At 65.2% G+C, this 18734-nt stretch carries 20 protein-coding genes; 12 read left to right on the plus strand and 8 right to left on the minus strand.

The window, feature by feature from the left end:
- Positions 1 to 230 precede the first annotated feature (230 nt).
- Positions 231 to 1532 (minus strand): TRAP transporter large permease, encoded by a 1302-nt coding sequence (locus tag AB7M35_RS00660; protein WP_453956398.1) that lies wholly within the window; start codon positions 1530 to 1532, stop codon positions 231 to 233.
- Entirely contained in the window at positions 1525 to 2007 is a 483-nt protein-coding gene (locus AB7M35_RS00665; protein WP_453956400.1) for a TRAP transporter small permease, read from the minus strand. The genes AB7M35_RS00660 and AB7M35_RS00665 overlap by 8 nt, the downstream gene beginning before the upstream one ends.
- A 150-nt stretch (positions 2008 to 2157) precedes the next feature.
- On the opposite strand from AB7M35_RS00665, the gene AB7M35_RS00670 reads away from it, so the two are divergent.
- The 12 genes from AB7M35_RS00670 (at position 2158) to AB7M35_RS00725 (ending at position 13311) form a co-directional block, all read left to right on the plus strand.
- Positions 2158 to 2856, plus strand: a complete 699-nt coding sequence (locus tag AB7M35_RS00670; protein ID WP_453956402.1) for an arylmalonate decarboxylase — start codon at positions 2158 to 2160, stop codon at positions 2854 to 2856.
- A 27-nt stretch (positions 2857 to 2883) separates the two neighbouring features.
- Complete coding sequence (locus AB7M35_RS00675; protein WP_453956404.1) at positions 2884 to 3819, plus strand: NAD(P)-dependent oxidoreductase; 936 nt, start codon at positions 2884 to 2886, stop codon at positions 3817 to 3819.
- A 128-nt stretch (positions 3820 to 3947) separates the two neighbouring features.
- Entirely contained in the window at positions 3948 to 4997 is a 1050-nt protein-coding gene (locus AB7M35_RS00680; RefSeq protein ID WP_453956406.1) for an ABC transporter substrate-binding protein, read from the plus strand.
- Positions 4998 to 5064: 67 nt separating this feature from the next.
- Positions 5065 to 5787, plus strand: a complete 723-nt coding sequence (locus AB7M35_RS00685; protein ID WP_453956408.1) for an ABC transporter permease — start codon at positions 5065 to 5067, stop codon at positions 5785 to 5787.
- Between the two features lie 2 nt (positions 5788 to 5789).
- Entirely contained in the window at positions 5790 to 6653 is an 864-nt protein-coding gene (locus AB7M35_RS00690) for an ABC transporter ATP-binding protein (protein ID WP_453956410.1), read from the plus strand.
- Positions 6643 to 7419, plus strand: coding sequence for an ABC transporter permease (locus AB7M35_RS00695; protein ID WP_453956413.1), 777 nt, complete (start codon positions 6643 to 6645; stop codon positions 7417 to 7419). Before AB7M35_RS00690 ends, AB7M35_RS00695 begins: the two co-directional genes overlap by 11 nt.
- Positions 7420 to 7426: 7 nt before the next feature.
- A complete protein-coding gene (locus tag AB7M35_RS00700) occupies positions 7427 to 7894 on the plus strand; it encodes a DUF3237 domain-containing protein (RefSeq protein WP_453956415.1) in 468 nt (155 codons plus the stop codon).
- Complete coding sequence (locus AB7M35_RS00705) at positions 7895 to 8365, plus strand: DUF3237 domain-containing protein (RefSeq protein ID WP_453956416.1); 471 nt, start codon at positions 7895 to 7897, stop codon at positions 8363 to 8365.
- A gap of 136 nt (positions 8366 to 8501) precedes the next feature.
- Positions 8502 to 9722: an acetyl-CoA C-acetyltransferase gene (locus AB7M35_RS00710; RefSeq protein WP_453956418.1), complete on the plus strand. Its 1221-nt coding sequence runs from the start codon at positions 8502 to 8504 to the stop codon at positions 9720 to 9722.
- Entirely contained in the window at positions 9719 to 11818 is a 2100-nt protein-coding gene (locus tag AB7M35_RS00715) for a 3-hydroxyacyl-CoA dehydrogenase NAD-binding domain-containing protein (RefSeq protein WP_453956419.1), read from the plus strand. The genes AB7M35_RS00710 and AB7M35_RS00715 overlap by 4 nt, the downstream gene beginning before the upstream one ends.
- A 46-nt stretch (positions 11819 to 11864) precedes the next feature.
- A complete protein-coding gene (locus AB7M35_RS00720; RefSeq protein ID WP_453956420.1) occupies positions 11865 to 12869 on the plus strand; it encodes a zinc-dependent alcohol dehydrogenase family protein in 1005 nt (334 codons plus the stop codon).
- Entirely contained in the window at positions 12853 to 13311 is a 459-nt protein-coding gene (locus AB7M35_RS00725) for a PaaI family thioesterase (RefSeq protein ID WP_453956422.1), read from the plus strand. Before AB7M35_RS00720 ends, AB7M35_RS00725 begins: the two co-directional genes overlap by 17 nt.
- A gap of 139 nt (positions 13312 to 13450) precedes the next feature.
- Here the strand turns inward: AB7M35_RS00725 and AB7M35_RS00730 are convergent, their stop codons facing one another.
- The 6 genes from AB7M35_RS00730 to dctP form a co-directional block, all read right to left on the minus strand.
- Positions 13451 to 14233 carry an enoyl-CoA hydratase/isomerase family protein gene (locus AB7M35_RS00730; protein WP_453956424.1) on the minus strand — a complete coding sequence of 261 codons (783 nt, stop codon included), beginning with the start codon at positions 14231 to 14233 and terminating at the stop codon, positions 13451 to 13453.
- 16 nt (positions 14234 to 14249) lie between these two features.
- Positions 14250 to 14690, minus strand: a complete 441-nt coding sequence (locus AB7M35_RS00735; protein ID WP_453956426.1) for a nuclear transport factor 2 family protein — start codon at positions 14688 to 14690, stop codon at positions 14250 to 14252.
- Between the two features lie 113 nt (positions 14691 to 14803).
- A complete protein-coding gene (locus AB7M35_RS00740) occupies positions 14804 to 15817 on the minus strand; it encodes a TRAP transporter substrate-binding protein (RefSeq protein ID WP_453956428.1) in 1014 nt (337 codons plus the stop codon).
- A gap of 83 nt (positions 15818 to 15900) precedes the next feature.
- Complete coding sequence (locus AB7M35_RS00745) at positions 15901 to 17184, minus strand: TRAP transporter large permease (RefSeq protein ID WP_453956429.1); 1284 nt, start codon at positions 17182 to 17184, stop codon at positions 15901 to 15903.
- Positions 17181 to 17684 (minus strand): TRAP transporter small permease, encoded by a 504-nt coding sequence (locus AB7M35_RS00750; RefSeq protein WP_453956431.1) that lies wholly within the window; start codon positions 17682 to 17684, stop codon positions 17181 to 17183. Before AB7M35_RS00750 ends, AB7M35_RS00745 begins: the two co-directional genes overlap by 4 nt.
- A gap of 6 nt (positions 17685 to 17690) precedes the next feature.
- Entirely contained in the window at positions 17691 to 18671 is a 981-nt protein-coding gene (gene dctP / locus AB7M35_RS00755; protein WP_453956433.1) for a TRAP transporter substrate-binding protein DctP, read from the minus strand.
- Positions 18672 to 18734 lie beyond the last annotated feature (63 nt).

An 18734-nucleotide genomic window follows, 5' to 3' on the forward strand; every position in this document is an offset into this window, starting at 1 on the left:
AGGCTAGTCCTGTTTGGCGAGATCGGCATCTGGTTATTCGACCTTGGTGGAAGGTCGGATTTCACCATCAGACTTGGTGGGCGGACCACGGCCGGACAGCCTCGACTAACCGGTCGTAGCTCCTCCCGTCAAAGCAAACGACAGGCCAGTGGCGGGCTTTGGGGGCGACAAAGAGATTGTTGGAGGCTCGTGACCGAGCAATGGTCGGACAAGGACCTTGAACGTCGGTCTCAGGTCATGGTGCGGGGAATGACCAGCGCCAGCCATGGAAACGCACACAGAAGGAAGAGCCGCACGAGGTCGACGGCGATGAACGGCGCGACCCCCTTGAAGATCTTCGTCAACGGGACGTCGCGCGCAATGGAGTTGATGACGAACACGTTCATGCCCACAGGCGGGGTCACCAGCCCGAGGGTTACGGTCATGACGATGATCACGCCGAACCAGATCGGGTCGAAGCCCAGCGACACGATGACGGGAAAGATGATCGGTACCGTCAGCAGGATGATGGCGAGCTCGTCCATCACAGCCCCAAGCAGGATGTAGACGAGAAGGATCAACGCGAGGGTCGCATGCGGCCCGACGGGCAGCGAGACGAGGAACTCAGACAGGGCCTGCGTTGTCTGGGTAATCGTCAGGAAATAGCCGAACAGGTAGGCGCCGATGGCGATCACGAAGATCGAGGCCGTGGTGCGCAGCGCCTCGATCAGGCAATTTACGATCTGTTGCGGCCCGAGGCGGCCGCGCATAACGCCGATAAGAAACGCCCCGGTCGCGCCAAAGCCTGCGGCTTCCGTCACGGTCACTAGGCCACCGTAGATCGCTCCGATGATCACGGTGAACAGCAGCAGCGTCGCCCAGATGTCCTTCAGCGAGTCCAGCCGTTCGCGCCAAGCGGTTCTGCTTCCTACCGGGCAGAGGTCGGGCCTTGTCGCTGCGATGGTACGGAGCACCGCCACGTAGAACAGGATTCCGAGCGCGCCCGGCAGGATGCCCGCCATGAAAAGCTTGGCGATGTCCTGCTCCGTGAGGATGCCGTAGATGAGCATGGTCACCGAGGGGGGGATCATGATGCCAAGGGTCCCGCCGGCGGCGATGGTGCCCGCGGCAAGGCCAGGATCGACGCCGGCTCGGCGCATCTCCGGCAATGCAACCGTGGTCATCGTGGCAGCCGTCGCAACGGACGAACCGTTGATGGCGGCGAACCCTCCGCATGCCAGGATGGTCGATATCGCCGTGCCGCCCTTGAGATGGCCGAACCAGGCGCGGTTGGCCCGGAAGAGCTCGCGGCTCATGCCGGACGCGCTCGCGAAGACGCCCATGAGCACGAACATCGGAATGACGCTGAGCGTGTAGTCCGAGGCCGTCCGCAGCGGCGAGTTCATCAAAAGATTGAGCCCCGGACTCAGGCCGTTGACCGCGGCGAACCCCGCCACGCCGGCGAGACCCATGGCAAAACCTATCGGCACCCGCAACGCGATGAGCGCGAAGAGCCCGACGAAGCCAAGCACGGCGATGGTGGAGTCAGCCATGTGGGGAGGTGCCCTCGTATCGGCCGCGCAGCGCTGCGATGGTCCGCAGGATCGCGAAGAAACAGGCGAGTGCGATGCCGAGGGATGCGATCCCGATGAACGGCCAGATGGGCCAGTGGAGCACGCTCGTGATCTCGAAGCCGTTGTGGGCCCGCACGACTTTCTTCACGAGCATCCATGTGAACGCGGCCAGGAAAAGGGTTGAGGCCGCCGCGGCAAAGACGTCGATGGCCTGCCTGCCCATCCGTCCGGCCACATCCCAGACGAGATCGACCGTGATGTGCCGGCCGGCCAGCGTCGCGCTGGCGATGCCCCAGAAGATCGCGATCGCCTGGGCATATCCGGCGAGCGTGTAGGCATCGGGGATCTGGATGGCAAACAGGTAGCGAAGGCTCGCTTCTGCGAACGTGACCAGTGCAATTGCCGCGAGCAGGAAGCCCGATACCAGATCGACCGCACGCGCCAGCCAGACCATCGTTTCCATCCCGCGACTTATTTTTGGGCCGGCCTGTCGGGCGCATCGGCGCGCTGCTGCCAGTCATGCTCACGGTAGGAGCGCGGGACTCGCGCTGTCAATATTAATCATGTTAAATAAAATCGGGGACTGAACGTGAGGAGTGGGTCGATGACGGCTGTCGGATTGATCGTTCCACCTCTCGAGGGCCGGGTTCCGCCGGATGCGGCTGCGATGTACCCGGACGTCGAATTTCTGGTCGAAGGGCTCGGCTTGGCTGCGATGGCCCAGGATGCATACGCTGCAGCCCTTCTGCGGGTCGAGGAAGCAAGTCGGCGCCTTGCCGAGCGCGGCGCGGAGGCCCTGCTTCTTTACGGAACGTCTCTCAGCTTCTTTGGCGGGCCATCGGGCAACCGAGTGCTGGAAAGCAGGATGGCCGCGGCCTCGGGCCTGCCAACGCAGACGCTGACGAGCGCATTGGTCGAAGGGCTTCGCAGTCTCTCGGCCAGGAAGATCGCTGTGGCGACAGCCTACGATGCCGACGTGGACGCGCTCTTCGTGAGCTATTTCCGGGAAGAGGGCTTCGAGATCCTCTCGATCGGCGGCATGGGTCTCGTTTCGCTGACCGCTGCCGAGAACACGGGTGAGGAAGCCGTCGCCGAGATCGCCCGAAGGGTTCACGCGCGGGCGCCCGAGGCCGAGGCGGTGGTGGTGTCGTGCGCGGGTCTGACAACCAGCACGATCTGTCCGCGGCTCGAGGACGAGTTCGCGATCCCCGTCATTTCCAGTGCGATGGCTGGCGCATGGGCGGCAGTTCGGCTTGCCGGGCATCAGGGCGGTTCGCCCGGCCATGGTCGCCTCTACAGCTGAAGCTAGGCCAATCGGGAGAAACGCGGAATGACCATCGGCATCATCGGATTGGGCCACATGGGCCGGGCGATGGCGGAGCATCTCCTCGAGATGGGCGAGGGGGTCGTGGGCTTCGACGTCGCCCCTGCGACGCTGGAGGCCCTGCAGTCTGCCGGAGGGCGCGCGGCGACCAGTCCGTCGGAGGTGGCCGATCACGCGGAAACCGTCATTGCTTGCCTGCCGAACAAGGAAGCGAGCTTCGAGGCCGCGTTTGGCGCCGACGGCATCGTCAAGGGCGCGCGCGTGATGACCTATGTGGAGATGTCGACCCTTGGGCGCGCGCCGATCGCGCTTATCGGCGAACGGCTCGCCGAAACTCCAATCGGCTTTCTGGACGCGCCGATCAGCGGCGGGCCGAGCCGCGCGCGCGCGGGCACGCTGACGGCGATCGTCGCGGGTGGAGCCGAGACGGTGGAGACCGCCCGTGGCGTCATCGACCAGCTCGCGACGAACGTGTTCGTCGTCGGCCAGACACCTGGCATGGCGCAGGTGTGCAAGCTCGTGAACAACATCCTGTCGATCACGGCGTTCGTGGCGAGCTGTGAGGCCGTCACCATCGGCGTCAAGGCCGGTCTCGACGCCGAGGCCATGATCGACGTCATCAACGTCAGCACCGGCCGCAACTCGGCGACACTGGAAAAGTTTCCGCGCGCGATTCTCTCCCGCAAGTTCGGCGGGGGCGGCCCTCTGTCGATCGGAGAGAAGGACGTCGAGCTGTTTCTGGAGCTGGCGCGGGATACGGGAGCCCCCGCCGAAGTCGCGACGTGTGTCGCTTCGCTGTTCCACCGGGTCGCCGACATCTTGGGGCCGGAGACCGACTACTCGCGGATGATCACGGTGTTCGAGGCGTGGGCCGGCGGCGAGGTGCTGGTTGGCGCGCGCGGCGACGAACCCGCGGACAGTGACAGAAAGACCTTGCGATAATATAACAAGTTAATTATTTTGATCGAAAGCCTTCGACGAGTGATGCAGGCATGGCCGCCGGCTGCTGCCGACCACCGGGCGATAAGAAAAGCGCGAAAAACAGGCGCTCACATCGGGAGGAAGAAACAATGTTCCAGAAGTCACTCTGGGCAGCCAGTCGGCTGTCGATCGGTTTTCTCGCCTTGACCTGCGCGGCAGCAATGGTTCCGGCTGAGGCCAAGGACGATACGACTGTCACCATCGCGACGCCGGGCGCGGCGCTGCACTTCTATCCCTTCTACGTTGCGGAGCAGTCAGGGCTTTTCAAGGACGAGGGCATCACGATCGATTGGGTCGATGTGGGCTCCGGGTCGCGCCAGATTGCGGCGGTTGCTGGCGGTAGCGCAGACTTTGCGGTCGTCGGTATGCAGGCCGCCATCACCGCGCACCAGAACGGCGCGGACCTTGTCGCCGTCGCCAGCCTGTTCAACGGCTATCCGATCCAGCTGGTCCTCTCGAACGACGCCATGAAGAAGACCGGGATCACGCCGGACATGACGATCGACGAGAAGGTCGATCGGCTGAAGGGTGTCTCCATCGCCGTCACCGGTATCGGCAGCACGACCGACGTGCTCCTTCGCAGTTGGCTTCAGGCACGCGGCAAGAACCCGGAAGCCGCTATCACGATCCAGCCGCTTGGCAGCCCTCCCGGTATCTTTGCGGCATTCGAACAGGGGGCGGTCGATGGCTTCATGCTGGGCGCCCCGTTCCCGCAGCAGGCAGAGGCCGCCGGGCTTGGCAAGACGGTCGTCGACCCGCTGAAGGGCGGAATTCCCGAGCTTGAAGGCGTGCCTTACACGGCGCTGATCACCCGCCGTGCGTTCGTTGAGGAAAAGCCCGAGCTGACCCAGAAGATGGTCACCGCGATCGCGAAGGCGATCGCCAGGCAGGCCGCGCATCCCGACGAGGTTGGCGCGTCGCTGAAGAGCTACTTCCCCCAGACGGACGACAAGATCTACGCCGCCTCCGAGCCCGACTTCCGCGCGAGGTCGGCGTCCACCCCGGTGATCTCCGAGGAGGGCTACAACAAGCTGCTGGAATGGGTCGCGATCACGTCGCCCGAGCCGCTGACGGTCGATTTCGGCTCGTTCGTCGACAACACCTTTGCGGACAAGGCTGCCGCCGAGGTGTTGAAGTAGGGGCCGGCGATAGGGAGCTGGAGACGTGAACCCCACGTCCCGACTTTGGCTGCAGCGCGGCTTCCTGTTGGCCGCGTTGCTCGCCCTGTGGGAGGCGTACGGAGCTTTCGGTTCCGCTCGCTATACCAGCCGGCCGAGCGCGATCCTTGATCGGTTCTGGGAGTGGGCCTCCGGCGATCTGCTCCACCACGTGCTGGTAACGACGACGGAGATTGCGAGCGGGCTCGCCATCGGTGTGCCTCTCGGCCTCCTGGTCGGTATGGCCCTTGGCCGGTCGGCCCACATGGCTGCCGTCTTCCGGCCGTTTGTGGTTCTGTTGAATTCGCTGCCGATCGTAGCGCTGACACCGCTTCTGATCATGTGGTTCGGCCTCGGCATGCAGCCGAAGATCGTCCTGGTGGCGTTCGTCTCGTTCCTTCTGATGTTCTTCAATGCCTTTTCCGGCGCGCGCGCGGTCGACGAGGATCTCGTCGACTCGCTCACCCTGATGGGGGCGTCGGCCCGGGAGCGGTTCTTGAAGATCGTTGGCCCGTCCTGTCTGACGTGGGCGATCGCCGGACTGCGCAACGCGCTGCCCTATGCGCTCATCGCCGCGGTGATCGGCGAGATGATGCTGTCCCGCGACGGGCTTGGTCATCTGATCACCCAATCAGCCCAGCAGTTCGACATGACGGGCATCTACACCGCGCTGTTCGTCCTGATGATCTTCGGTGCGGCGATCAACGAAGCCACCACCGTGCTGGAAAATCGGCTGCTGCGCTGGCGGCACGTCGAAACCGTCGGAGGCTGACCATGCCTGTATTGAACCTTGTTCGATCCGAGCCGGAGATCGACCCCGTGGTGTCGGGCCCGCGCAAGATTGCACTTGACGGTGTCTCCATCGAGTTCTCTGCCCGCGGACAGACCGTCCGGGCCGTCGATGGGGTGACGTTGGAGGTTCCGGATCAGCAGTTCCTCGCCGTTGTTGGACCGAGCGGATGTGGAAAGTCGACGATTCTCAACATGGTGGCCGGCCTTCTGAAGCCGACGGGTGGACGGGTGGACTATGACGGCTCGCCCGTCGAGGGACCGAACACCAAGGTCGGTTACATGACCCAGAAGGACACGCTGCTGCCCTGGCGGACGGTGGCCGACAACATCGGCATCGCCTTTGAGCTGCGTTGTCGCAAGTCGCTGCGGCGCGAGCGGGCGGACAGGGTGGCGGAGATCATCGAGCTGGTCGGTCTGACCGGGTTCGAAAAGCACTACCCATCAGAGTTGTCCGGCGGCATGCGCAAGCGGGCGGCGCTCGCCCGGATGCTCATCTACGAGCCGGAGACGTTGCTTCTTGACGAGCCGTTCGGCGCGCTGGACGCGCAACTCAGGCTGGTGATGCAGCAGGAGACCCTTCGCCTCGTCGAACGTCGGCGGATGACGGTGATACTGGTCACCCACGACCTCGAGGAGGCCATCCTCATGGCCGACCGCGTCGCCGTGTTTACCGCCCGGCCAGGACGCATTCGCACCGTGCGTGACATTCCGTTCGCCCGACCGCGTGAGCCGGCGGAGCTCCGATTCAAGCCGGAATTCGCAGCCATCCACGAGGAGCTCTGGAACGAGCTGAAGCAGGAATTCGCAGCCAGCTCCGCAGGCGACGGTGTCAGCAATGCGCACTAACGCGGGCCAGCCGCGCCGCGGCCTCGTCATCGTCGAGCAGGTCGTCGTTGTCGTTCTGGTGCTGGTCGCCTGGCAGTATGCCTCGGGCCGCCTGGTGCCGGAGTTCTACATTTCGAACCCGGTCGACATCACCTCGGCGATCATGAAGTGGATCGCCAACGGCTCGCTCTGGGTGCACGTCGGCTCCACGGTGATGACGCTGTTTGTAGGGTATTTGCTCGGCGCCGTGATCGGCATTGGGGCAGGGCTCGCGCTCGGGCTCGCGCCGCGCACCGAGCGCGTGGTCGCGCCGTTCCTGGCTGCGCTCTACGGCCTGCCCAAGGTGGCGCTGCTCCCGCTCTTCGTGATCTTTTTCGGGATCGGGTTCGTCTCGAAGATCGCCCTTGTCGCGTCGGTGGTCATGTTCCTGCTGTTCTACGCGACGCTCGCCGGCGTCCGCGACATCGACCGCGATGTGATCGAGGCGATGAAGCTGATGGGGGCGACCTCTGACGAGGTCACCTGGAAGATCCGCATGCCGGCCATCCTGCCGTGGATCTACACGGGCCTGAGAACCTCGATCGGCTATGCGCTGACGACGACCGTCGTGTCGGAAGCTCTCTCCTCAAACCGGGGGTTGGGTTTTCTGATCGAATATTCAGCCTCCCAGTTCAATTCAGCCGGCGTGTTCGCGGCGGTGGTCGTGCTCCTCGTGCTCAGCAGCGTCATCATGGTGCCGCTCGGCATCCTGGAGCGCTCCGCGAAGCCGACGCGCCTGATCCGGTGATGGTGTCGTGAGCGAGACCGTTTCGATCCAACCAACGCTGGTGCATCTGGCCCGGCTGGAACTGCGCTTCGCGCCACCGTTGCTCTACGGCTCCCATGCGGGCGACCGTGGCTTCTGCAAGATCGCGTCGGGCGTGCTCGCCGGGGACCGCCTCAACGGCCGCGTGGTCGACGATGGCGGGTATTGGCTGGTCATCCGGCCGGATGGTGTCGTTGAGTTGGACGCGCGCATGATGATCGCGGAGGACGACGGCTCGCTGATCTATCTGCGCGATCGCGGCATGATCCGGCTCGGTCCGGATGCGGCCTCCGATTTTTCGGAGGGTGTGGGGGAGACCCAGGCTCATCCGTTCCGGTCCAGTCCGACAATCGAGTTGCCTGTGGGCAGGCACGACTGGCTGTCGGGCAGCGTCTGCGTCGGCACCGGCCATTTCTCTCGCGCGGGCTCCGTGCTTGACCTCTTCGAGGTGGTGTAGATGGAGCCGCGGTTCGAGTTTGCGTTTGCCGTCACCCTGACGCTGAAGAAGCCGCGCCTTGAGATGGCGCCGCTCGCCGTGGGCGGCAGCCGCCTCGGTGTGCAGATCGTGGGCGGAACGTTCGAGGGGCCGCAGATCGCGGGCACCGTCGTGCCCGGCGGGGGCGAGTGGCCGCACGTGCGCGGCGATGACGTGTTCTGCTTCGATGCCCGCTATCACCTCAGGGTCGACGACGGCACGATCATCCTCCTCCAGAACCGGGGTTACCGGCACGCATCGCCCGAGGTCATGGAGCGGCTCTGGGCCCTTCGACCGGGCGATCACGTCTCCCCGGAAGAGTACTATTTTCGCTGCACGCCCACCTTTGAGGTGGCCCCGGGGAAACACGACTGGCTGGCCCGGCATGTCTTCGTTGGGCTCGGCGAGCGCAACGCGACCGGCAATACGATCCGCTATTTCCGGATGCTCTGATCCAGGGCGACGGCCGGTTGAACCGGCAAAAATCGTCGCGGCGCATTGACGAAATAAATTAACATATTAAACAAAAGTGCGATTGCGGCGGCACCTTGTAACCGGTGATCGAGCCTGCCCAGATCGGGAGACGAGAATGTCCGAGGCCTATATTTTCGAGTCCGTGCGCACGCCGCGCGGCAAGGGGCGCGCCTCTGGCGCGTTGCACACGCTGTCGCCGATCGATCTGGGTGCGACGGTTCTGGAAGCCCTCGACGAGCGGACCGGCTTCTCGAAGGCTGCCCCGGAAGACGTGATCTTCGGCTGCGGCGACGGCGTCAACGATCAGGGCGGCAATGTCGCCCGATGCTCGGTTCTGCACGCTGGCATGCCCGACACGATCCCGGGCTCCACTGTCAGTCGCTTCTGCGCGTCCGGCCTCGACGCCGTCAATTCAGCCGCGGCCCGCGTCATGGCGGGGCAGGCGGATCTCATCGTCGCCGGCGGCGTGGAGATGATGTCTCTCGTGCCGATCGCGGGAACCGGAGGCCCGAGCGGCAGCGACGCGGTCTTCAACAACGAAGCCTACTTCACGCCTCTCGGCGAGGCCGCCGATCTGCTGGCCACGCTGTGCGGGCATTCGCGCGCCGATGTCGATGCCTATGCGGCCGACTCTCAGGCGCGTGCCGCCGCCGCTTGGCAGCGTGGCTATTTCGAGCGCTCGATCGTCGCCGTCGAGGATGTGAACGGCACGTTGCTGCTCGACCACGACGAGTACATGCGTCCCGGAACCACCGCGTCCGACCTCTCCAAGCTCGCTCCCGCCTTCAAGGGGATGGGAGAGAAGGGGGGCTTCGACGCCGTCGTTCGCCAGCGCTATCTGGAAGTCTCCCGCGTCGCCCACGTCCACACGGCAGGCAACTCCTCGGGGATCGTCGATGGGGCGGCCGCCATGTTGATCGGCAGTGCCGAGGCCGGTCGCCGGCTCGGCCTGCGGCCGCGCGCGGTGATCCGGTCCTGCGCGAATGCGGCAATGGACCCTTGCCTGATGCTCGCCGCGCCTGCAGATGCCACCCAACGCTGTCTCGATCGCGCCGGCCGGAGTTTTGCGGATGTCGACCTCTTCGAGGTCAACGAGGCGTTCGCATCGGTGGTGCTCCACTTCATGGAGCGAACCGGGGTCGGCCACGACCGCGTCAACGTGAACGGTGGCGCGATCGCGATGGGGCATCCGATTGGCGCCACCGGTGTCATGCTCATCGGGACGCTTGTCGACGAACTGGAGCGGCGGGACCTGGAATGCGGGGTGGCGACCCTCTGTGTCGGGCTCGGCATGGGCGTTGCCACCTTGATCGAGCGCGTGGGAGATGCGGCATGATCCGTCTGGACACGCTGGAGAATGGGGTCACCCTCGTTACGATCCATACGGACGGTCCGGTCAACACGCTGACCAAGGCGTTCAATGAGGCCTTCCTGGCCTGCGTCGACGGGTTGCTGACCGACACGGCGGTGACCGGCATCGTGATCACCTCCGACAAGGACGGGTTTGCCGCCGGCGGCGATCTGGAGGAGCTTCGGGCGGCAAGAACGCCGGCCGAGGTGATCGAGACGGTTGCGCCCTTCAACACGGCTTTGCGCAAGCTGGAGACGGGTGGCAAGCCGGTAGTGGCTGCCCTCAACGGGACCGCCCTCGGCGGTGGCTACGAATTAGCGCTCGGATGCCACACGCGGATCGCCGCTGACCGCGAAGACGCGCGGTTCGGATTGCCGGAGGCGGGCCTGGGGTTGATGCCGGGGGCCGGCGGGACCCAGCGTCTCCCGCGCCTGATTGGTCTTGAGGCAGCAGCCGGGCTGATCCTGCCGGGCAAAGTCTTGGACACCGCCGCGGCACTGAATGCCGGCCTCCTCGACCGGGTGGTGCCGAAGGACGATCTGATTTCCGCCGCCCTTGCCTGGATCGCCACCAATCCACAGGCGAGCCAGCCCTACGACCGGAAGGGCTACGCGCTTCCCGGACTGGATCCCAATTCGCAAGCGGGGCGCCATTTCTTTGCCGGCAGCTGGGCGCGCCTGCGGGCCGCCAGTGCGGCCACCAACGAGGCGGCGACGGCGATCCTCTATGCGCTGCACCACGGTCTGGAGCGCGGCATCGACGCCGGCATCGTGATCGAGGGCCGCCAGTTCGCGAAGCTGGTCGTTTCATCCGGGGCGCGCAATCGCATCCGCTCGCTCTATTACGGTCCTCGGGCGGCGCGGCCGAAAGCGGATCCGAGCGCGTCGATCCGCCAGATCGCCGTTGTCGGCGGCGGACAGATGGGCACGGGCATCGCGTTCTCGTCGGCGCGGGCGGGCTATAAAGTCTCCCTGCTCGACGTGTCCGACGAGAAGGCGGCCGAGTCGGTTGCCCGTATCGGGAAGCTCGCGACGCGTCAGGTGGAGCGCGGTCGTATGACGGAAGCCGCCGCCGGCGAGATTGTCGAGCGCATCTCCGGCTCCGCAGCATACGAGTCGCTCGCCGAGGCCGATCTGGCGATCGAAGCAGTCTTCGAACGCAGCGACATCAAGCACGATGTCCTTAGCCGGCTTCAGACGGTGCTGCGGCCGGACGTCACCATCGCGAGCAACACCTCGACGATCCCGATCGCAACGCTCGCCGAAGCCGTCTCCAATCCCGCCCGGGTCATCGGCATGCACTTCTTCGCTCCCGTGGAGACGATGAAGCTTCTGGAAATCATCCGATCGCCCGCAACCTCCGACCGGGCGCACGCGGACGCGCTGACGCTTGCGGCGGCGCTCCGGAAAACGGTGATTTCTGTCAACGACGGCCTTGGATTTTACACCAGCCGGATCGTCTCGAGCCTCTCCAGCGAGGCGATGACGCTGGTGGCCGAGGGTGTCGCACCGCAGATCATCGACAACGTGATGACCACCAGCGGCTTCGCCATCGGCGGCGTGACGCTGGCCGAGCTGACGAAAATTCCGCTCCTGAGGGACATTCTCATCTCCATGAGCGGTGAAGGCGCGCCTCGGTGCATGTCCGGCTCGTTGGCGATCGATGCGCTCACCAGGCTCGAGGCGGCCGGGCGCACGGGCCGGCAATCGGGCAAGGGCATCTACGACTACGGCGACGAGGGCACCACGCCGTGGCCGGGGCTGACGGACATGTTTCCGTCGAACCGCGACGTGCCGGTCGACGATGTGCGCGACCGGCTGATCATTACCCAGTCGCTGGAAGCGGTGCGCGCCCTGGAGGAGGGGGTCGTTGGCGATCCGCTTGCCGGGGATACCGCAGCCGTCCTCGGCTGGGGCTACCCGGCGCATCTCGGGGGGCCTTTTGCCTATGTGGATACACGCGGGGCGGACGTGATCGTGACCCGGTCGCAGCAGTTGACGGAGCGCTACGGCGACCGCTTCGAGCCGCCGGCGCTCCTGCAGAAGATGGCCCGGAACGGCGAGCGTTTCCACGCCGTATGAGCAGACCAGAAGCCACGATTGGGAGGGCTCAGCCATGAAAGCCGCAATGGTCGATCCGATGGGCATCGACAACATTCGCATCGTTGATCTTCCGGATCCGGAGCCTGCCCCGGGCGAAGTGGTGGTTGCCGTCAAGGCGGCCTCGCTCAACTACCGCGACATTCTCGCGGTCGAGGGCGGTTACGGGCGGATGCAGAAGCAGGAAAAGCTGATCCCGCTTTCCGACGGGGCTGGCGAGGTGGTTGCCGTCGGCGCCGGCGTCCGGGATTGGAAGGTGGGCGACCGGGTCATGTCGTGCTTCTTTCCCTTGTGGCAGGCCGGGCCGCTCAGGCCGGAGGTCGTGCGCGAGGATCTCGGCGGGATGTTTGACGGTGTGGCCACGCAGACGCGGGCCTTCAGGGCCGACGCGCTGGTGCGCATTCCTGCCTCGATGAGCTTCGTCGAGGCGGCCACGCTGCCGTGTGCGGCGGCTACGGCCTGGAGTGCGCTGTTCGAGCTGGGGAACGTCGGGCCCGGGCATCGGGTGGTGACCCAGGGCACGGGTGGGGTCTCGCTCTTCGCCCTGCAGTTTGCCCGGCTCGCCGGCGCAGAGGTCTTCGCGACCTCCTCCAGCCCCGCCAAGCTGGAACTCCTGCGCAAGCTCGGTGCCGCCCATGTGGTCAATCACCGGGAGGACCCCGAGTGGGGCAAGACGATCATGGGTCTGACCCGAGGTAGTGGCGTCGACCATGTGGTCGATATCGGCGGCGCGGAGACGCTGAAGCAGTCCATGCGGACGCTCGGGCCGGGCGGCACCGTCAGCCTGATTGGTGTCGTCACCGGCACCAAGACGGAGTTGAACATTCCGATCGTCGCCATGCAGGCGCTGCGGCTTCAGGGCGCCAACGCCGGCAGTCGCCTGATGCTGCAGAGGCTCGCCGACGCTGTGGAGAAGAACGACCTGAAGCCGGTGATCGACGCGCGGATCTTCAAGCTCGCAGAGCTTGGCGATGCGCTCAGGTACCTTCAGGCTGGCAATCATATCGGCAAGGTCTGTGTCGAAATCGGATAACGCGCCCCCCGCCAATCCCGACGTCGTGCTGGTCCGCCAATTCGTGATGGCACCGAAGACGCCGGTCGAGGTCGGTTCCAACCCGCTCGCAGTCGCGCTGGGGACCTGGCTCACCGGCTTCGACCCGGTGACGCGCACGCTCGCCATGCGCTACGTCCCACAGCCGCTGTTCCGTCAGGGCGCTGGTGTCGTTCAGGGGGGCGCGCTGGCGGCGATGCTCGATTTCGCCATGGCGTTCGCCGGCTTCGCGTCGGTCGATGCGAAGACCGCGCTCTCCACCGTCAGCATGAACGTGGTGCTGCAACGGCCCGCGACAGCCGACAGCTACGAGGCGTTTGGCCGGATCGACAAGGTGGGGCGCCGGGCGATGTTCGCGTCCGCCGAGATCAGGGCTGGAACCTCGGTGGTCGCGACGGCAACGAGCACACTTCTCGTCGTCTAGCTTTCGTGCCAGGAGGCCGGTCGATCCTGAGCGCGCGAGTTTTCGCTGCGCGAATCTGCGCGATCGTGCGCGAATCTGCGCGCGGCGCGGTGGGCGAAGGTGCGCACGACCGCGCAGCGAGCCACAGCCTGGAGCGGTGCTAACCGGCGCGCCCCCCCGGCGAGGCCACGCCCCGGAAGTCTGGCTTTCGGCGCGCCTTGAAGGCACGAAGTCCCTCTTCGGCATCTGCCGAGGTGCCGTGTGCGATCGCGCGTTCGAGCGTGTTGGAGATCGCCTCCGCGTCGTCCTTGCCGACGGCCTCGCGCATCGATTGGCGGACCATCCGAACCGCCTGGCGGGGTCCGGACGCGAGGCGTCGTGCAAGGGTGATTGCTTCCCGGGCAGCTTCGCCGGCCGGCACGACGGCGTTTGCGAAATGCCAGCGCATGGCCGTGTCGGCGTCGATCTCGGTGCCCAGAAGCATCATTTCTAGGGCGCGGGTGTAGCCGATCCTCCGGGTGACACGCACGTGCGCGCCAAGGCCGGGAAAGACCCCGAGCTTGATCTCGGGAAGGCAGAAGCGGGCCTTTTGCCCGGCGACGATGAAGTCGCAGCAGGCGGCCAGTTCCATCCCGCCGCCGAAAGCGACGCCGTCCACGGCGGCGATTGTCGGGACCGGGGCCTCGGCAAGCGCCTCGAAGGCAGCGCTTTCAAGCCGCAGGAGTGCTTCCGGTCCGTCTCGTTCCAGTTCGGAGATGTCTGAGCCCGCACAGAATGCTCCGCCATCGGTGCCGGACACGACGAGGGCACCAATGTCGGGGGGGAGGGTCGTCAGACAGTCGCGCAGGCCCTGCGCCATTTCCGAAGACATCGCATTGGCCGGCCCTCCATTGAGGATGAGGAGGAGGACGTTGTCTCCGATGCGGGTCGTCAGGGTGCCCATCGGTCGCCGCATCCGTTCAGGTCGGCGACCAGGGGCAGTCCACGTCGCGCCAGTAATGCACGCGGCGTTCGGTGAAGCGGAAGCCGGATCCCACCCGGACGAAGCGATCGGTCGAGTGGCCGATGACCTCGAAGATCTTTTGGCCCGCTTCACTGTGCCACTTGGTGACGGTCCAGTAGGAGCGGCTGTCGTAGCCGTCGGCGGTCGGCGTCAGAACCAGGTTGTCGATGTGGTGCTGGCGGCCGCGGAAGACGGGCGTCGTGACCAGGCTCCGGAAGTAGCCTTCGAATTCCGCGCGGCCGGAGTAGACATTGCCAGCCGTGTCCTGAAACACCGCATCGTCCAGGAACAGCGCACCCAGGGCCGTGACGTCGGCGGTATCAAGTGCCCAGGAGTATTCCGCGATCAGCATCTGAATGCGCGGATAGTCCGACGCCGTCTCGGCCGTCATGGACATAAAGATCTCCTTCGTGCGTAAGGATTGCCGCCGAGTTGCGTGGCCGATCGGGAAGGGGGCGGTGCGCGGCCGGGGATAGGCCGAAAGGTGGATGTCCCCGGTCCGCGCCGGCGTCAGTAGGCGGCGTCGTTCGCCTTCAAGGCGTCGACAAGCTCCTGATGAACGGCATTGGCATCGATGTTGTAGCGCTCGCCAGCTGCCGTCAGAACCTCGTCGACCAGCGGCGCGGCCGCCTCCTGCCAGGCGGCCAATTCCTCCGGCGTCAGGCTGTAGAGGTGGTGATCCTTGAGGCTCTTGAGCTTCTCATGCGCGGCGAGCTCTCCCTTCGCCCAGCCCTCGTTCACTTTCTCCGACCACTCAGGGGTGCAGTGGGCGTCGAGTGCGGCCTGCTGGCTCGCGGTCAGTCCGTCGTAGAAGTCCTTGTTGATCACATGCGCCTGGGCGGTGATGTAGAACGGCGCATCCATGTGATATTTCAGGACGCTATCGGCCTTGATGACGAAGATGTCCCACGGCCAGGTGACCCCGTCGACCACCCCACGCTCGGCAAGCTCGCGGATTTCCGGCAGGGCCGCCTGCACCGTTGCACCGCCTGAGCGGGTCACAAGGGCCGACGTCACCGGACCCGCGGGACGGATCCGCATGCCTTGCAGATCCTTCGGGGTGCGCACCTCGGTCTTAACCGTGTGGAGCGTACCCGGGTGGTGCAGGGTAATCAGGCAAACCCTGACGTCCGGCATCTCCGTCTCGGCGTACTTCGCGTACCATTCGTGCAGCGCCTTCGCGCCACCGGTGCTGTTCTTGAAGGTGAATGGAAGCTCCACCATGCTCCAGAGCGGAAAGCGGCCCGCGGAGTAGCCGGGGGCCACCATCGCCATGTCGACGATGCCGTCGCGCGCCATGTCATAGTGGTCGGCAGCCTGTCCAAGCTGCTGGGCCGGGAAGACCGAGACAGTAATCTCGCCGTTGGTCGACTGGCTGAGATCCGCGCCCCAGTCCTTGAGACTGGCGACGAGCGGATGCATCGGCGGGATCCACAGCGACATCTTCATGTTGGTGGATTGGGCCTGGGCCGTCCCGGTGAAGATGAGGCCGGCCAAGGCCCCTGCGAATGCCAGATGTCTCATTGACGTTTCCTCCCGAAAGGGTGCCTGTCGCGGCACCTCAATTTTATAACAAGTTAATCATTTTGCCCGTGGACTGTCCAGCGTCACGAGTAGCCTGCGGTGCGCGGCAGGAAGGTGGCCAGTCCGGGAAACAGCAAGATGGCGCCGAGGAACAGGAACAGGATCGCGATGTAAGGCAGGGCACCGCGAATGATCGTTTTCAGCGGTGCTCGCGTGGTCGCCTTCAGCACGAAAAGGTTCAGCCCGACCGGAGGTGTCAGCAAAGCAAGCTCGAGGTTGATGACCAGGAGGATCCCGTACCAGATCAGGTCGACGTCCAGCGCGATCAGCACCGGCAGAACGATCGGCGTGGTGATCAGAATGATCGCCACCGCCTCCAAGAACATGCCCAGGATGAAGATCACCACCATCACGGCGAGGATGAACGGCGTTGCCGACAGGCCGAGGTGGGCGACGAAATCGAGGACCTGGTTCGGCAGGCGGGCGATGGTGAGGACGTGGCTGAACAGGCTGCTGGCGGCGACGATCAACAGGATCATCGTGGCTGTCATGGCCGCGCCGAGCGCGGACTCGTAGAGGATGCGCCAGGTCAGGGTGCGATAGACGAAGAAGGCGATCGCCATCGCGCCGACAACGCCGACGGCGGCCGCTTCGGTCACGGTGAACAGGCCCGAATAGATCCCGCCCAGCACCGCGATCGGCAGCAGCAGCGGGCCGAGAGCGGCGTATGCGGCGCAGAGGACCTCCCTGGGATGGGCCCTCGGGCGAACCTGTTCGGTGTCCGAGCGCCACGACGAGACCGCGACGTAGAGCGCGAAGATCGCCGCCAGCAGAAGGCCGGGGAGGATGCCAGCGATAAAGAGCGCCCCGATCGAGGCGTTCGAGACGACGGCGTAGAGGATCATCGGCCCTGACGGCGGGATCAGGATGCCGAGCGTGCCGCCGCCCGCGACCGCGCCGGCCGCCCGTGACGTCGAGTAGCCGTAACGGCGCATCTGCGGCACGGCGACGGAGCCGATGGTGAGCGCGGTCGCGACCGACGAGCCGCTGATCGCGGCGAAGATCGTGCACGACAGGATCGTTGCAATGCCGAGGCCGCCGGGAAGATGTCGGGTCATCACATCGGCGAAGCGGAACAGGTCGTCGACGACATTCGTCCTGACCATGACATTCGCCATCATCGCGAAGAGGGGGATGGCGACCAGAAGGTAGGAGTCGATCTCACCCACGAAGATATCGGCGAGACCCTGGATCGAACCGCTCTCCAGATAGCTCGCGACCATCGCGCTGATCGCCAGTCCGGCGAAGATCGGCACCCCGGTGATGAGCAGGATCAGCGTGCCGAGAAAGAGGATCGCGAGGATCATTCGTTGCCTCTGCTGTCCTGCTCTTCGTACGGCCCGATCAGCCTGCGGAGCGCGACGAGAGCAAGGAGTGCGGCGCCGACCGGCATGCCGAGCTGAACGAGGTAGGCTGGCAGCGCGACGTAGTCGGACGTGTGCAGGTCGATCATGCGGGAAAATGCGACCAGGTCCGCGCCGGTCCACACCAGGGCCAGTGCCGTCGCAAGGACGGCGAGGCTCGCCCATTTGTCGGCAACGTACCGAGCCCGGGGCGAGAGGGTCAGCGTCAGCAGGTCGACACTGATGTGCTCTTGCCGACGGAACGCTTCCGCGGCCGCTAGCATGACGATGTAGACCAGCGCGTGGGACGTCATGTCGATCGGCCAAGTGGCCGATGCGCCGGTGAGCCACCTGACCAGGATCCCGTAGGCGAGCGAGCCCGCGCAGACGAGCATCAGGAGCGCGGCAAGGGCGGCTGCTGCGGTGACGATCCGCCCAAGCCAGCGGTCAAGAACGGCGCGCATGACCGATCAGAGCTTCTCGAGCAGCTCGACCAGCTTCTCGCCGTTCGGTGAGCCTTCCTCCAGGAAGACCTTGGTGCCCGCCGGCTTCATGAACGCCTCCCACTCCGCCGCTTCCTCGTCGGTCTGAATGTGGAGGGTCATGCGGTCCTTCATCTGTTCGTAAGCCGCTTCGTAGTTCTTCTGATAGTCGTCGAAGAGGCGCTGCTCGAGGTGGGCGCTCGCCGCGTCGATGACCGCCCGGTTTTCCTCCGACAGGGCCTTCCACCAGCCGGGATTGGAGATCATCTGGCCGAACACGCAGTTGAGGCCGTTGACCGTGCCGTAGTCCTGAACCTCGTAGTATTTGCGGGCGAAGGAGCCGATGAAGTCGCCGCTGGCGGCGTCGACGATGCCGGTGTCGAGAGCCTGATAGACTTCCGAGGCCGGCATGATGACCGACGTCGCGCCGGCTGCGACGAAACCGGAATCGAAGATCTTGCCGCCCCCGCGCATCTTGACCTTGTCGAAGTCGGCGATGTGGATCAGTGGCTTCCCGTTCGATGAGACGAGATTGGCGTTGCCGAGGAAGATCCACATCAGGTTGTGGACGCCCTTGCCGGCGAGTTCCTCGTCGAGCAGTTGGGCTGCCTCCGAGCCGATGAACGCCTTGCCCCGCTCCACTCCGGAGAGAATGAACGGGATCGTCAGAGCACCCATGTCAGGCAGCGTGTCGCCCCACTGGAAGGACACCTGGAAGCCGGCCTCGACCTGGCCGCGGGCGACGGCGGGATAGACCTGGTTCGGTTTGAAGGCCTGGGCGGCCGGGAACATCTGAACGTCGATTTCGCCGTTCGACTTGGTCTCGATTTCCTCAGCCCAAGCATCGAGGGCAACCGCCATGTAGTGGGTGGGCGGAAACTGATGCGCCACGCGCATCGGGGTGGTCTGGGCGTGGGCGGCGCCTGCAAGCATGAGCGTCGCTGCGGTCGCCAAGAGAAGCGTTTTCACGGCAATCCTCCCTGATTTTCCTGTTGAAGGCTTTGAACGGGCGATTCTGATCGTCACCCTGAA

This window comes from Amorphus suaedae (assembly GCF_053629675.1).